At 71.8% G+C, this 15,325-nt stretch carries 9 protein-coding genes; 3 read left to right on the forward strand and 6 right to left on the reverse strand.

What is annotated here, in order from left to right:
• Positions 1-54: 54 nt before the first annotated feature.
• Together P2424_RS05825 and P2424_RS05830 are read right to left on the reverse strand one after the other, a co-directional pair.
• Positions 55-711, reverse strand: coding sequence for an MBL fold metallo-hydrolase (locus P2424_RS05825; RefSeq protein WP_276474715.1), 657 nt, complete (start codon positions 709-711; stop codon positions 55-57).
• A 9-nt stretch (positions 712-720) separates the two neighbouring features.
• A complete protein-coding gene (locus P2424_RS05830) occupies positions 721-1,434 on the reverse strand; it encodes a maleylpyruvate isomerase family mycothiol-dependent enzyme (protein ID WP_276474716.1) in 714 nt (237 codons plus the stop codon).
• 196 nt (positions 1,435-1,630) lie between these two features.
• On the opposite strand from P2424_RS05830, the gene uvrA reads away from it, so the two are divergent.
• The 3 genes from uvrA (at position 1,631) to P2424_RS05845 (ending at position 8,748) form a co-directional block, all read left to right on the forward strand.
• Entirely contained in the window at positions 1,631-4,621 is a 2,991-nt protein-coding gene (uvrA, locus tag P2424_RS05835) for an excinuclease ABC subunit UvrA (RefSeq protein WP_276474717.1), read from the forward strand.
• 67 nt (positions 4,622-4,688) lie between these two features.
• Positions 4,689-5,120 (forward strand): Rieske (2Fe-2S) protein, encoded by a 432-nt coding sequence (locus tag P2424_RS05840; RefSeq protein WP_276474718.1) that lies wholly within the window; start codon positions 4,689-4,691, stop codon positions 5,118-5,120.
• A 226-nt stretch (positions 5,121-5,346) separates the two neighbouring features.
• Positions 5,347-8,748: a phosphodiester glycosidase family protein gene (locus P2424_RS05845; protein ID WP_276474719.1), complete on the forward strand. Its 3,402-nt coding sequence runs from the start codon at positions 5,347-5,349 to the stop codon at positions 8,746-8,748.
• Positions 8,749-8,915: 167 nt separating this feature from the next.
• Here the strand turns inward: P2424_RS05845 and P2424_RS05850 are convergent, their stop codons facing one another.
• The 4 genes from P2424_RS05850 to uvrB form a co-directional block, all read right to left on the reverse strand.
• Positions 8,916-9,911 (reverse strand): TerC family protein, encoded by a 996-nt coding sequence (locus P2424_RS05850; RefSeq protein ID WP_276474720.1) that lies wholly within the window; start codon positions 9,909-9,911, stop codon positions 8,916-8,918.
• 292 nt (positions 9,912-10,203) lie between these two features.
• On the reverse strand, positions 10,204-12,180 hold the full coding sequence (locus P2424_RS05855; protein WP_276474721.1) for a TerD family protein: 1,977 nt from the start codon (positions 12,178-12,180) through the stop codon (positions 10,204-10,206).
• A gap of 170 nt (positions 12,181-12,350) precedes the next feature.
• Positions 12,351-12,929, reverse strand: coding sequence for a TerD family protein (locus P2424_RS05860; RefSeq protein ID WP_276474722.1), 579 nt, complete (start codon positions 12,927-12,929; stop codon positions 12,351-12,353).
• A 157-nt stretch (positions 12,930-13,086) separates the two neighbouring features.
• Positions 13,087-15,207, reverse strand: a complete 2,121-nt coding sequence (uvrB, locus tag P2424_RS05865; RefSeq protein WP_276474723.1) for an excinuclease ABC subunit UvrB — start codon at positions 15,205-15,207, stop codon at positions 13,087-13,089.
• Positions 15,208-15,325: the final 118 nt, after the last annotated feature.

The raw sequence follows: 15,325 nt of genomic DNA on the forward strand, positions 1-15,325 counted from the left end.
GGGACGGGCGCGCCGCGGCGGTGCCGGGCGCCCGTCCCGGCACCGCCGCGCGGGCTACCAGCCGCGCTCGCGCCACTCGGCCAGGTGCGGACGCTCGGCACCCAGCGTCGTGTCACCGCCGTGGCCCGGGTAGACCCAGGTCTCGTCGGGGAGTCGGGCGAACAGTTTGGTCTCCACGTCGTCGATGAGCCGGGCGAAGTGGTCGGCGTCGCCGAAGGTGTTGCCCACCCCGCCCGGGAAGAGGCAGTCGCCGGTGAACAGGTGCGGGTGGCCGCTCGGGTCGTCGTAGACCAGGGCGATCGAGCCGGGAGTGTGCCCGGTCAGATGGCGCGCTGTCAGCTCGACCTCACCCACCCGCAGCGTGTCCCCGTCCTCCAGCGGCACGTCCGTGGGGACCGGGATGCCCTCCGCGTCGTACCGTCCGGCGCAGGTGCGGGCTCCGGTGGCGTCCACCACCTCCGCGAGCGCCTGCCAGTGATCGCCGTGCCGGTGTGTGGTGACGACGGAGGCGATGCCGTCGTCACCGATGAGCTCCAGCAGGGTGCCCGCGTCGTTCGCGGCGTCGATCAGGAGCTGCTCGCCGGTGGCCCGGCAGCGCAGCAGGTACGCGTTGTTGTCCATGGGGCCGACGGCGACCTTGGAGATCATCAGGTCCCGCAGCTCGTGCACGTCCGCGGGGCCGCCGACCTGTACCGTTCCGCTGTAAGGCATGCGCCAACCCTAGAGCGCGGGCAGTGCGGGCAGCGAACCCCGCGCCGAGAGGCCGCTGCCGTTGGTCCGGCCGGTCAGCCAGCCGACCAGCGCGACGGGGCTCCCGGCGACGACGAAGGGCCCCTCGCCGCCCGGTTCGGCGGCGCCGGTGCGCCAGCTCCTGCCGTCCTCCGCGCGCAGCTCGACGGCGACGGGGATGTCGGGGTGCCCGGCGAAGCGGCGCGCCATGTTGGCCAGCTCGCGGTCCACGAAGGAGCCCGGCAGGTCCTCCAGCGTGTAGCCGACCCCGAGGTCCACGTGGTGCAGCTCGACCTCGATCCAGCGGCGGAAGGGCAGCGAGGAGGCGAGGTCCGTCACACCGTTGCGGAGGGTGACGGTGCGGCTCCACTCCTCGTCGCCGAGGGCCGCGAAGCCGCGCTCCAGGCGGGCCGCGCTGGTGCGCACGTCGTCGGCGAGCGCCTCGGGGGAGCGGCCGGCCCCGTGCGCGATGTCCGCGTCGCGGGCCTCGGCACTGGCGTACATGGGTCGGCCGGCGAGCACGTTGACGAGCGCGTCGGCGTTGCGGGCGAGGTGGGTGAGCACGTGGGCGCGGGTCCAGCCGGGAAGGTGGGAGGGCTCGGCCGCCTCGGCCGCCGTCAGCCCGGCGGCAGCGGCGAGCAGGTGACCGGTCGCGCTCCGCAGGAGTTCGGTGTCGTGGACGGGCGTGGTCGCAGGCGTGGTCATGATCCAAAGCTACTGGCGTCCCTCGTTCGAGGGGAAGACAGCCGGATCCGCCGCGATTCGAATGAACGTGCTATATGGTCGAGCCCGGCTCCCGAACCCGAGGCGAACGACACTCCGGGCGGCGCCGTCCTACTCTTGGTCGGGGACTCCCGCTCGACGCGGGCTCCCCCTTCCCACACGAAAGGTGCCAACAGGCGTGGCCGACCGTCTTCTCGTCCGTGGCGCTCGCGAGCACAACCTCCGCAACGTCTCGATAGACCTCCCCCGCGACTCGCTCATCGTCTTCACGGGGCTCTCGGGCTCGGGCAAGTCCTCGCTCGCCTTCGACACGATCTTCGCGGAGGGCCAGCGGCGCTACGTGGAGTCGCTCTCCGCCTACGCACGGCAGTTCCTCGGGCAGATGGACAAGCCCGACGTGGACTTCATCGAAGGGCTCTCCCCCGCCGTCTCCATCGACCAGAAGTCGACCTCGCGCAACCCGCGGTCGACGGTCGGCACCATCACCGAGGTCTACGACTACCTGCGGCTGCTCTACGCCCGGATCGGCAAGCCGCACTGCCCCGTCTGCGGCCGCCCGATCGCCCGCCAGTCGCCGCAGGCCATCGTGGACAAGGTGCTCGGCCTGGAGGAGGGCAGCCGCTTCCAGGTGCTCTCGCCGCTGGTGCGCGAGCGCAAGGGCGAATTCGTCGACCTCTTCAACGAACTCCAGACCAAGGGCTACAGCCGCGCCCGGGTCGACGGGCGGACCGTCCAGCTGTCCGAGCCGCCGAAGCTGAAGAAGCAGGAGAAGCACACGATCGAGGTGGTCGTCGACCGCCTGACCGTCAAGGGCAGCGCCAAACGGCGGCTCACCGATTCGGTGGAGACGGCGCTCGGCCTCTCCGGCGGCATGATCATCCTCGACTTCGTCGACCTGGAGCCGGACGACCCGCAGCGCGAGCGGATGTACTCCGAGCACCTGTACTGCCCCTACGACGACCTCTCCTTCGAGGAGCTGGAGCCGCGCTCGTTCTCCTTCAACTCGCCCTTCGGCGCCTGCCAGGTGTGCACCGGCATCGGCACCCGGATGGAGGTCGATCCGGAGCTGATCGTCCCCGACGAGGACAAGTCGCTGGACGAGGGCGCGCTGCACCCGTGGTCGCACGGGCACACCAAGGAGTACTTCGGCCGTCTGATCGGCGCGCTGGCGGACGCGCTCGGGTTCCGTACCGACATCCCGTGGGCGGGTCTCCCGGCGCGGGCCAAGAAGGCCCTGCTGCACGGCCACAAGACCCAGGTCGAGGTCCGGTACCGCAACCGGTACGGCCGCGAGCGCGCCTACACGACCGCCTTCGAGGGCGTGGTCCCGTTCGTGAAGCGGCGGCACTCCGAGGCGGAGACCGACAGCAGCCGGGAGCGCTTCGAGGGCTACATGCGCGAGGTGAACTGCCCCGCCTGCGAGGGCACCCGGCTCAAGCCGCTGGTGCTGGCCGTCACCGTGCAGAACAAGTCCATCGCGGAGGTCTCCGCGATGTCGATCACCGAGTGCGCCGACTTCCTGCGCGAGATGACGCTGACCGGGCGCGACAAGCAGATCGCCGAACGGGTGCTCAAGGAGGTCAACGAGCGGCTCCGCTTCCTGGTGGACGTCGGTCTGGACTATCTGACGCTCAACCGGGCCGCCGGCACCCTCTCCGGCGGGGAGGCGCAGCGCATCCGGCTCGCCACCCAGATCGGGTCCGGGCTGGTCGGGGTGCTGTACGTGCTGGACGAGCCGTCCATCGGGCTGCACCAGCGCGACAACCACCGGCTGATCGAGACCCTGGTGCGGCTGCGCGACCTGGGCAACACCCTCATCGTCGTCGAGCACGACGAGGACACCATCAAGGCGTCCGACTGGGTGGTGGACATCGGCCCGGGAGCGGGCGAGCACGGCGGCAAGGTGGTGCACAGCGGCCCGTTGAAGGAGCTGCTGGCCAACGAGGACTCGGTGACCGGCGACTACCTGACCGGCAAGCGCGAGATCCCCACCCCCGAGGTGCGCCGTCCCGCCGACCCCGCACGGCAGTTGACGGTCCGCGGGGCGCGGGAGAACAACCTGCGCAACGTCGACGTCTCCTTCCCGCTCGGCGTGCTGACCGCCATCACGGGCGTGTCGGGCTCCGGGAAGTCGACGCTGGTCAACGACATCCTCTACACGCATCTCGCCCGCGAGCTCAACGGCGCCAAGGCGGTTCCCGGCCGGCACACCCGGGTCGAGGGCGACGACCTCGTGGACAAGGTCGTCCACGTCGACCAGTCGCCCATCGGCCGTACCCCGCGCTCCAACCCGGCCACCTACACCGGCGTCTTCGACCACGTGCGCAAGCTGTTCGCGGAGACGACCGAGGCGAAGGTGCGCGGCTACCAGCAGGGCCGGTTCTCCTTCAACGTCAAGGGCGGCCGCTGCGAGAACTGTGCCGGCGACGGCACCATCAAGATCGAGATGAACTTCCTGCCGGACGTGTACGTCCCCTGCGAGGTCTGCCACGGTGCGCGCTACAACCGGGAGACCCTGGAGGTGCACTACAAGGGCAAGAACATCGCCGAGGTCCTGGACATGCCGATCGAGCAGGCCCTGGACTTCTTCGAGGCGGTGCCGGGCATCGCCCGCCATCTGCGGACGCTCAACGACGTCGGACTGGGATATGTGCGGCTCGGGCAGTCCGCACCGACCCTCTCGGGCGGTGAGGCGCAGCGGGTGAAGCTCGCCAGCGAGCTGCAGAAGCGCTCCACGGGACGGACCGTCTACGTCCTGGACGAGCCGACGACCGGTCTCCACTTCGAGGACATCAGGAAGCTGATCGGCGTCCTGGAGGGCCTGGTGGAGAAGGGCAACTCGGTCATGGTGATCGAGCACAATCTCGACGTCATCAAGACCGCGGACTGGGTGGTCGACCTCGGCCCGGAGGGCGGCAACGGCGGCGGCCTGGTCGTCGCCGAGGGCACCCCGGAGCAGGTCGCGGCAGTGCCGGCCAGTCACACCGGGAAGTTCCTCCGCGACGTGCTGGGCGACCGCGTCAGCGACGCGTCCGTCCCGGCGGGGCCCGCGGCCGGAAAGGCGCCCGCGAGGAAGACGGCGGCCAGGAAGGCCCCCGCGAAGAAGACCGGCGCCAAGAAGGCGCCCGCGAAGAAGGCCACCGCCAAGAAGGCATCCCGCAAGCCCTGACCCGGTGTGCAGCCCTGACCGTGCGAAGCGCCGGCCGGGTGCGCCGGGCCTGCGGCCCGGACGTAGAGTGCGGCGCGTGACGACGAGCGAGGAATCGCCGGCCACGCGCCGCACCGTACTGTGCGGGGCCGCACTGGCCGCACTGGGACTGACCACCGCCGGGTGCGCCGGTGACTCCGGGAAGGGTTCGTCGGGGTCCGGCCCCGACGAGCCGGTCGAGCTGGGCGAAGCCGAAGCCGTACCGGTGGGCGGCGCGAAGCTGTACGCCGAGCAGAAGGTGCTGGTCTCCCAGCCCGAGAAGGGCGACTTCAAAGGGTTCAGCGCGGTCTGCACCCATCAGGGCAGCGTCCTGGGCGAGATCGACGGCGAGGTGGCGGTCTGCCCGCTGCACGGGAGCCGCTTCCACGTGGACTCGGGGAAGGTCGCACAGGGCCCCGCCACCGAGGCACTGCCGACGGTGCCGGTGAAGGTGGAGCAGGGGAAGCTCGTCGCGGGCTGAGCCGCTCGTAGCGCAGGCGGGCCGGCCGGGTGCGGAACCCTGCGGCCAACCGGTGGAAGATGCGCGGTGTTTCCCCCGACTTCGCTCCGCACCTCTGGTGTGGGCCGGTCCCCCTTGGGACCCTGTGCGGCACTGTGCGCAGAAAGTGCCGAGAACACTGGTCTTTGTGGGGGACGTTGTGAGACAGGTCCACGCTCGCGCAAGACTCACCGCTCCGCTGCTCCCGGTGGCCACCGCCGCCGCGCTGCTGGCCGGTCTGCTGTCGGCCGGTACGGCCCGGGCCGCGGCGGAGCAGCACACGCCCCGGCCGGCCACGGCCGCCATCGCCGGAAGCCGGGCCGACCCCGGTCCGTCCGGCGACGGCATGGAACTCTCCCGCACCACCCGGCCCATCGCACCGGGTGCGAAGCTCACCTCCTTCGACCGGCTCGAACCGGACAGCTGGCTGCGCGCGGACGCGCTCACCCTCGAGCTGGGCCGGACCCGGACCGGTACGACGGCCGACTACCTCTCCTCCGGCAAGGTCACCGAACGCCGGACGGTCGGCGACCTGGCCGCCGAGCACGATCCCGGACCGGGACGCCGCACCATCGCCGCGCTCAACGCCGACTTCTTCGACATCGACGAGACCGGCGCCCCGCTCGGCCCCGGCCTCCGCGGCGGCAAGCCCGTCCATTCCCCCGCGCCCGGGGTCTCCGAGGCCGTCGGCATCGGGCCGGACGCGGCGGGCCGCATCCTGGACCTGTACTTCGAGGGCACCGTCACCCTCCCGGCGGGCGACGTACCGCTCGGCGGCCGGAACGCCGCAGATGTCGCGGAGGACGGCATCGGGCTGTACGACGCGGACTGGGGCGGCGCCGACCGGGCGCTGACGGTCGACCAGGATCCCCAGGTCACGGAGGTGGCCGTGCGGGACGGCGACGTCACCTCGGTGGCCCGGAAGCCCGGCAGGGGCGAGATCCCGGAGGGGGTGAGCGTCCTGCTGGGCCGGGGCGACGGCGCCGACCGGCTCGCCGCGCTGCACCCCGGCGACCCGGTCGAGGTGGCCTACCGGATGCGCACCGACGACGGTTCCCCGCTGCCGCGCACGGCAGTCGGCGGCCGCGGCGTGCTGGTCGAGGACGGCACTCCGCAGAACTGGGACGGCAGGCCGAACAACACGGCGGCACCGCGCACCGCCGTCGGCTTCTCCAAGGACGGCGGCACGATGCACGTGCTGACGGTGGACGGCAGGCAGGCGGCCTCGGGCGGGGTGACGCTGACCGAACTCGCCCGGATGATGAAGAAGCTGGGCGCCTACAACGCCCTCAACCTGGACGGCGGCGGCTCCTCCACCCTGCTGGCCCGGAAGCCGGGCGGCACCGCTCTCCGGTTGGAGAACGCGCCCTCCGACGGCGAGCAGCGGGAGGTCGCGGACGCGCTGGCGCTGACGGCGCCGAAGGGGTCGGGCCGACTGTCCGGCTTCTGGGTGGAGACGGCCCTCGACCCGCGCGAGGCGGCCACCGCCGACACCATGCCGGGCGGCCACCCCGACCGCGTCTTCCCCGGGCTGACGCGGGCACTGACCGCCGCCCCGTACGACGAGACCTACGGCCCGGCCCGGGGCGCGCCGCGCCCCCGCTGGCGGACGGCGCGGCCGGACGTCGGCCGGGTGGACGCGCAGGGCGTCTTCCGGGCCCGCCGACCGGGCAGCACCTCGGTCACCGCCCGCGCCGGCGCCGCCGAGGGCAGCACGAAGCTGCGGGTCCTGGGGCCGCTGGACCGGGTACGTGCGACGACGGACCGGGTGGGCCTGGCGGACGGCGACGCCGACGGGTCGTTCGGGCTGATCGGATACGACGCGCAGGGCAACAGCGCACCGGTCGAGCCCGCGGACGCACGACTGTCCTACGACCACGCGCTCTTCTCGATCACCGCGGACGAGGACGCCGCCGACGGCAGGTTCACGGTCACGACCCGCTCCGGACAGGAGTCCGCGTCCGGCACGGTGACCGTCACCGTACGGGGGCACACCACCCGGCTGGGCGTCACCGTGGGGTTGCGCGAGCAGCCGGTGGCCGGCTTCGGCGACGCGTCCGACTGGACGTTCAGCGCGGCCCGGGCCACCGGCTCGGTGGCCCCCGAACCGGACGGCAAGGACGGTGGCGGGCTCAAACTGAGCTACGACTTCACCCGCTCGACGGCCACCCGTGCCGCCTACGCGAACCCGCCCGCCGAGCGGGAGATCCCCGGGCAGCCGCGCAGCTTCACGCTGTGGATCAGAGGGGACGGTTCGGGTGCCTGGCCCTCGCTGCACCTCAAGGACGCGGCGGGCACCGACCAGGTGCTGCGTGGCCCGCTGGTGGAGTGGCGGGACTGGCGCCAGGTCACCTTCGAGGTTCCCGAGGGGGTTGCGTATCCGCTCACGCTGCACCGCTTCTACCTCGCCGAGACCCGGCCCGCCGCACAGTACGAGGGTTCGGTGGTGCTGGACGAGCTGGTCGCCAGGACGCCGCCGGACATCGACCTGCCGAAGGTCGGGCGGCCGCACGATCCGCTGATCTCGACGGCCGCGGACACCGCCGGGCGCGACTGGCGGTTCGCGGTGATGTCGGACGCGCAGTTCGTCGCCCGCGATCCGGACAGCGAGGCCGTGCAGCAGGCACGCCGGACCCTGCGCGAGGTCCGCGCCGCCCGGCCCGACTTTCTGATCGTCAACGGGGATCTGGTGGACGAGGGAACCCCCGCGGACCTGGCGTTCGCGCGCACGGTGCTGGAGGAGGAGCTGGGGGACGCGGTCGACTGGTACTACGTGCCGGGGAACCACGAGGTGATGGGCGGTTCGATCGACCACTTCGTCCAGGAGTTCGGGCCCGCGCAGCGCACGTTCGACCACCGCGGCACGCGGTTCATCACGCTGGACACCTCGTCGCTGACGGTGCGGGGCGGCGGCTACGCCCAGTTCCAGGAGCTGCGCCGGCAGTTGGACGACGCCGCACGGGACCGCGGCATCGACTCCGTCACCGTCATCGAGCATGTACCGCCGCGCGATCCCACTCCGGCGCGGGCCAGCCGGCTCACGGACCGGATGGAGGCCGACCTGCTGGAGGGCTGGCTGGCCGACTTCCGGTCCCGTTCGGGCAAGGGCGCGGCCCTGGTGGCGGGCCATGTCGGCGTCTTCGACGCCTCCCGGGTGGACGGTGTCCCGTATCTGGTGAACGGGAACTCGGCCAAGGCTCCGGCCGCTCCGCCGGGTGCGGGCGGCTTCACGGGCTGGTCGCTGCTGGGCGTGGACCGGGGTCGGCCGCGCGACGGTGACTGGCTCTCGGTGCAGACCCGCGCCCACGTGGACGCGCTGCTGCTGGACGCGCCCGAGCGGCTCTCGGTGGGCGGGCAGGGCACCGCGTCGGCGACCGTGCGGCAGGGCAGCGGGCCGACGGCACGCCGGGTTCCGGTCGACTGGCCGGTGAGCGCGGACTGGCCCGGCTCGCAGGGGCTGTGCGTGAAGGGCGCGGTGCCCCGCGGACGCTGTGTGGCCTCCTACGATCCGGCGGACGGCACGCTGACCGGGCGCAGACCGGGCACGGTCACCCTTGCGGTGCTGGTCAACGGGGAGCGGGCTGCACAGCGGGTGACCGTCAGCCGATGATCCGGCCGGGCGGCGGGGCACCGGCCACCGGCGCCGGACGCGGTCCCGGCCCCGCCCCCTACCGGAAGGAGTGGCGGGGCGGGGCCGGGGGACGGGGGCTCCGGGAGCGGCCGGAGGCCGGTGACCGGTCAGGGGCCGGGGCCGGTGACCGGTCGGGAACCGGAGGGTCAGGAACCGGTGCGGGTCCGCTCGTCGTGCTCGGCCTCCGCCGCGGCCCGTGCCTGCTTGCGGGAGGCCGCCAGTGAGGTGATCGTCGTGATGATCAGCACGGCGCAGATGACGCCCAGCGACACCGGGATGCTGATCTCCGGAACATGGACCCCGGTCTCGTGCAGCGCGTGCAGCACCAGCTTGACGCCGATGAAGCCGAGGATGATCGAGAGCCCGTAGGAGAGGTGCACCAGCTTCTGCAGCAGGCCGCCGATCAGGAAGTAGAGCTGCCGCAGGCCCATCAGGGCGAACGCGTTGGCGGTGAAGACGATGTACGGGTCCTGGGTGAGGCCGAAGATCGCCGGAATGGAGTCCAGCGCGAACAGCACGTCGGTGGTGCCGATCGCCAGCATGACGATCAGCATGGGCGTCATCAGCCGCTTGCCGTTCTCGACGACGAACAGCTTGGTGCCGTGGTACTTGTCCGTCGAGGGGAAGCGCCGCTCGACGGCCTTGAGCAGCCGGTTCTCCTCGAACTCCTCCTCGTCGTCACCGGAGCGGGCCTCCTGGACGAGCTTCCACGCCGTCCAGATCAGGAAGGCACCGAAGAGGAAGAAGACCCAGGAGAAGGTGGAGATGATCGCGGCCCCGGCGGCGATGAAGGCACCGCGCAGCACCAGGGCGATGAGCACACCGACCATCAGCACCCGCTGCTGGTAGATCGAGGGCACCGCGAACTTCGCCATGATCAGCACGAAGACGAAGAGGTTGTCGACGCTCAGGGACTTCTCGGTGATGAAGCCCGCGAAGAACTCGCCGGACGCCTGGCCGTTCCCGAAGAGGAAGAGGCCGAGTCCGAAGAGCGCGGCGAGGACGATCCAGACGGTCGTCCAGATACCGGCCTCCTTGAGGGAGACCTCGTGCGGCTTGCGGCCGCCGATGAAGAAGTCCACCGCGATGAGGGCGGACAGGCCGACGATGGTCAGCGCCCAGGTGGTCATGGATATGTCCATGCGTGATCCTCCGGCTTGCATTCGAGCATGGGCCGGAGGTCTCTTCCACCCGGGAGCCGCCGCCCGCAGCGGCCCGGGCCGGTGCCCCGGGGCCGTTTTGTCCGGCCCGTACTGACGGGATCACCGCATGGCTGGGAATACTCCCCTCCGATACAAGAGAGAGTAAAGTAAAACCATGTAAAGGTAAAGAGCATGGTCGAGCGGGTCCGCCCCCGCAAGGGGATCGGGTGCGGTCGGACCCGGTCCCGGGCTCAGGATTCGTCCCCGGCTTCAGGCGCCGGAGCGACGGTTCTCAGCCGCCGGCCGTGCGGCGCGCGGCAGCGGCGTGCCGCAGCACCTGCGGCACGACCTGGCTGCCGGCGGGCACCCGCAGCGGCTCGTACGTCCAGGCATGGCCCACCCACGGATCGGCCAGATGATCGTCCGGGACCGGAGTCAGCCGCAGCAGCGAACGCCACAGCGGATCGAGCAGCGGCCCGAAGCCGCGCGCCTCGTCCCGGTCGGCGACCAGCAGCAGGCTGACGCCGACCGCGGGCCCCTCGTCCGCCAGGTAGCGCAATTGGTTGACGGCGCGGTCGTCGAAGCCGTGCGGGAAGTCGTGGACGACCAGGAGCTGATCGGCCAGATCCAGGTCGGGCGGAAGTGCGTCGGTAGCCCCGCTGCGTACCGCCATCCGGACGAGGTCCACGCGTTGCGTCAGCCGCTCCAGGGTGCGGGCGACGCCGGAGGCGCCCGCGGCGGGCGGGTCCGGCAGCACCCCCGACTCCACCAGCGGAAGGAGCGCGGTCGCCGCCGCGCCCCCCGGGTCGATGATCCGGAGGGTCAGCTCGCCGGGCGGATGTACAGCCAGGATGCGGGCGGCCAGCGCGGCGGCGGTCGTCTGCGCGAGACGACGCAGCTCGTCCGCGTCCGCCGCCCCTGCCTCGGGGCTCCGCGGACGGCCGCTGTCGATCCACAGCCCCCGCTCCAGGGGCAGCCGCACCAGCAGGGGAACCCGCAGCCCGGCGCGCTCCGGGAGACTCAGATCGCCCACCCGGAGCGCCAGAGGGCGCTCGGTGGGCGGCCGGTAGGCGTGCCAGACGGGGTTGTCCCAGCGGGCCAGCGCCGGTGGCAGCGCCGGTTCGACCACCTCGGCCTCGGCCTCGAGCTGCGCCGCGTCCCGATCCAGCGCGGCACGGGCCTGCTCCACCAGCGCGCTGTGCTTGGCCTCGGCCCGGGCGCGGGCCTCCGTCGCGGCGGGGCCGACCCGGGACTGCGGATCGGCGAGCACCGCGTCGAGTTCGCGCTCCCTGCGTGTCTCGGCGAAGTCGACAGCCGAACGGTAGGCCGCCACGCTCCGGGCCAGGTCCTCGAAGATGCCCCACACCTGGTTGTAAAGCCGCTCCTCCATCGACCAGCCGGGGGCGTCGCCCGCCACCGGCTGCGCTCCCTCGCCCGCCCCGGACCCCGGCCCCGGGGCGGACGGCGCGGACGGCGGAGAGCCCCCTTGGGGCTGCGCGGCCCCGGTGGTCGCCGGTGCGCGACGCGGATGGCGGTAGTCGACCGCGCCCCCGGGCGAGGCACCACCGGACGAAGCGGCGGACGGAGCGACGGGAGGCGGATCCTCCCGCGCGGGGCCCTCGCCCCGGCCCGACGCCGCGGTGGGACCCTCCGCCGTACCGCGGATCGCCGCGGCGTGCCGGAGCGGCCCCTCCGGCGGGGGTGCGACCGCGTCGTCCGCACCGGCGGCGACCGCTTCCTGGACGGCGTCGGCGAGCGTACGCGCCTCGGCCAGTCCCTGGTCGGCGAAGAGGGCTGCGAGGCCGTCCGCGTATCCCTGTCCGACAGCTCGCACCTTCCATACGCCCCGGCGCAGATACAGCTCCAGAGCGACCACGGCGGACTCGGTGGTGAGTCCCGTCACCGTGTAGCCGGCGATCTCCGTGCCGTCCGGGCCGGTGACGGCGAGGAACGGCGCGGGGAGGCCGGCGAACCCGGCGGGAGCGCCCGGCCCGGCGGGCAGGGCCAGCAGGATGCACACCCGCTCGACGTCCTCGGGCAGCGCTCCCGGATCGAGGGCCAGGCGGTGCACGGCCGCCGCCCGGCGGGAGACCTCCACCCCGGGCAGCCGCGGGGCTGCGGGGTGGGCAGTCCACTCCGCCCCGCGGATCCGCCCCTGCGCGTCGTTGAGCGTCGCCCCGGCGACGACGGGGGTACCCGCCGTCACCCGGATCTCCATCCGGGTGCCGGGCAACGGGTGGTTCTGCCCCCGGACCAGCTCGGCCGTCATCGTCGTGCCTCTCCCCCTGTGGCTCTCGTACTCGGCGGCCGGGACCGCCCGGGACCCGGCAGTCCGGAACCGCTGCCGCTCGGGCGGGCCCGCGGCGGTCGCATCGACGGTCCGGGACCGGTCACCGCGGCGGCGGGACCGGACGGTTCACGGCCTCGGCGGCGCGCAGCTCACAGCTTCGGCAGGATCGTCGGCATCAGGTCCTGGAAGGTCCGGCCGTTGGCGGGCTCGCCGAGGGCGGTCATCTGCCAGCCGTTGCCCTGCCGGTGGACCTTGGCCATGATCTGCGCGGTGTACTGGCCGCCGCCGGTGAGCGTGTAGCGGGCCGTCTCCTGGCCGGTGGTCTCGTCGACGAGGCGGCAGAAGGCGTTCTCGACCTCGGCGAAGGTCTGACCGGTGAACGAGTTGACCGTGAAGACGATCTGGTCGATGTGGACCGGGACGCGCTGCAGATCCACCAGGATGGCCTCGTCGTCGCCGCCCTCGCCCGCGCCGCCCACCAGGTTGTCACCGGTGTGCTTGACCGAGCCGTCGTCGCTCACCAGATGGCGGAAGAAGACGACGTCGACGGGCTGCTTGTCGGCGAAGAGCACCGCCGAGGCGTCGAGGTCGATCTCCTTGGTGCGCTTGCCGAACAGCCCCCGCCGCGGTGCGGCCTTCCAGCCCAGGCCCATGCGCACCGCGGTGAGGCTGGCCCCGTCGCTCTTCTGCAGGCTGATGCCCTGGCCCTTGGACAAGTTGACCGACACGTGCGTCCCCTCTCTGAACCGGGGCCGCCACAGGCCGGCGGCCACCAGATTCAGCACCCTACGCAAGAGCGCGGAGCGGCCGGGAGGCCGACCGCGACTTGTGTCGGTCTTGCAACACTCCCGGCGGCGACCCCGGACCGCGAGTGGTCGTGCCCGGCTACTTCAGCCCGGCCTCCTTCATCTGGCGCAGCTCCTTCTTGAGCTCCCCCACCTCGTCCCGCAGCCGTGCGGCGACCTCGAACTGGAGCTCGGCGGCGGCTGCGCGCATCCGCTCGGTCAGATCCTCGATGGTCTGGGCGAGGTCGGCGGCCGGCCGGTCGGTCAGCTCGCCGGAGCCGGCGCCCTTGCCCTTGCCCAGTGCGGGGGTGGGGGCCTTCCCCTTGCCGCCCTTGCCCGTCTCGTCCCGCCGGCGGTAGCCGGTGTCCAGCAGCGCCTCGGTGTCGACCTCCTCGCGGGCGATGTCCGCGACGATGTCACCGATCTTCTTGCGGAGCGGCTCCGGGTCGATGCCGTGCTCCTGGTTGTAGGCGATCTGCTTCTCACGGCGCCGGTTGGTCTCCTCGATCGCCCGCTGCATTCCGGGGGTGACCTTGTCCGCGTACATATGAACCTGGCCGGAGACGTTGCGCGCCGCGCGGCCGATCGTCTGGATCAGCGAGGTGCCGGAGCGGAGGAAGCCCTCCTTGTCGGCGTCCAGGATCGCCACCAGGGAGACCTCGGGCAGGTCGAGCCCCTCCCGCAGCAGGTTGATGCCGACCAGCACGTCGTACTCCCCGGAGCGCAGCTCGCGCAGCAGTTCGATGCGACGCAGGGTGTCCACGTCGCTGTGCAGATAGCGGACCCGGATGCCCAGTTCGACGAAGTAGTCCGTCAGATCCTCGGCCATCTTCTTGGTGAGGGTGGTGACCAGCACCCGCTCGTCGCGTTCCTCGCGCAGCCGGATCTCGTGGACCAGGTCGTCGATCTGCCCGTCGGTGGGCTTGACGACCACCTCCGGGTCGACCAGACCGGTGGGGCGGATGACCTGTTCCACATAGCCGTCGGAGCGGGCCAGCTCGTACGGGCCGGGGGTGGCCGACAGATAGACCGTCTGGTCGGTCCGCTCCAGGAACTCCTCCCACTTCAGCGGGCGGTTGTCCAGCGCGGAGGGCAGCCGGAAGCCGTGGTCGATCAGCGTGCGCTTGCGGGCGGCGTCGCCCTCATACATGGCGCCGATCTGCGGGACCGTCTGGTGCGACTCGTCGATGACCAGCAGGAAGTCCTCGGGGAAGTAGTCCAGCAGGGTGTGCGGCGCCGTGCCCGGGTCGCGGCCGTCGATGTGCAGCGAGTAGTTCTCGATCCCCGAGCAGGTGCCGATCTGCCGCATCATCTCGATGTCGTACGTCGTCCGCATCCGCAGCCGCTGGGCCTCCAGGAGCTTGCCCTGCTTCTCCATCGACTCCAGCGTCGCGGCCAGCTCGGCCTCGATCGCCGCGATGGCGCGCTCCATCCGCTCCGGACCCGCCACATAGTGCGAGGCGGGGAAGACGTACAGCTCCCGGTCCTCCGTGATCACCTCACCGGTGATCGGGTGGAGGGTGGAGAGGGCCTCGATCTCGTCCCCGAACATCTCGATGCGGACCGCGAGCTCCTCGTACACCGGGAAGATCTCGACGGTGTCGCCGCGGACCCGGAAGGTGCCCCTGGTGAACGACATGTCGTTGCGCTGGTACTGGATGTCCACGAAGCGCCGCAGCAGCGCGTCCCGGTCGATCTCCTCGCCGACCCTCAGCGGCACCATGCGGTCGACGTACTCCTGCGGAGTGCCCAGGCCGTAGATGCAGGAGACGGAGGCGACCACCACGACGTCACGCCGGGTGAGCAGTGAGTTCGTCGCGCTGTGGCGCAGCCGTTCGACCTCCTCGTTGATCGAGGAGTCCTTCTCGATGTAGGTGTCCGTCTGCGGGACGTACGCCTCCGGCTGGTAGTAGTCGTAGTACGAGACGAAGTACTCGACCGCGTTGTTCGGCAGCAGCTCCCGGAACTCGTTGGCGAGCTGCGCGGCCAGGGTCTTGTTCGGCGCCATCACCAGCGTCGGGCGCTGCAGCTTCTCGATCATCCACGCCGTGGTGGCCGACTTGCCGGTGCCCGTGGCTCCCAGCAGCACGACGCCCTTCTCACCTGCGGTGACCCGCTGCGCGAGCTCCGCGATGGCGGTCGGCTGGTCACCGCTGGGCTGGTACGGACTGACGACCTCGAAGGGCGCCACCTTGCGTTCGATCTCGGTGTTGGGCCGCATGTCCACCACGGTACGACTCGGCACCGACAACGGGGTTCCGCGCGCAAACTACGCCCCACTGGCAGATAGCTGCCAATTTTCTTCGTCGCAGGTCAGCGGCTTGACCACGGTCCGTTCA

Source organism: Streptomyces sp. WMMB303 (assembly GCF_029351045.1).
Taxonomy (GTDB): Bacteria; Actinomycetota; Actinomycetes; order Streptomycetales; family Streptomycetaceae; genus Streptomyces.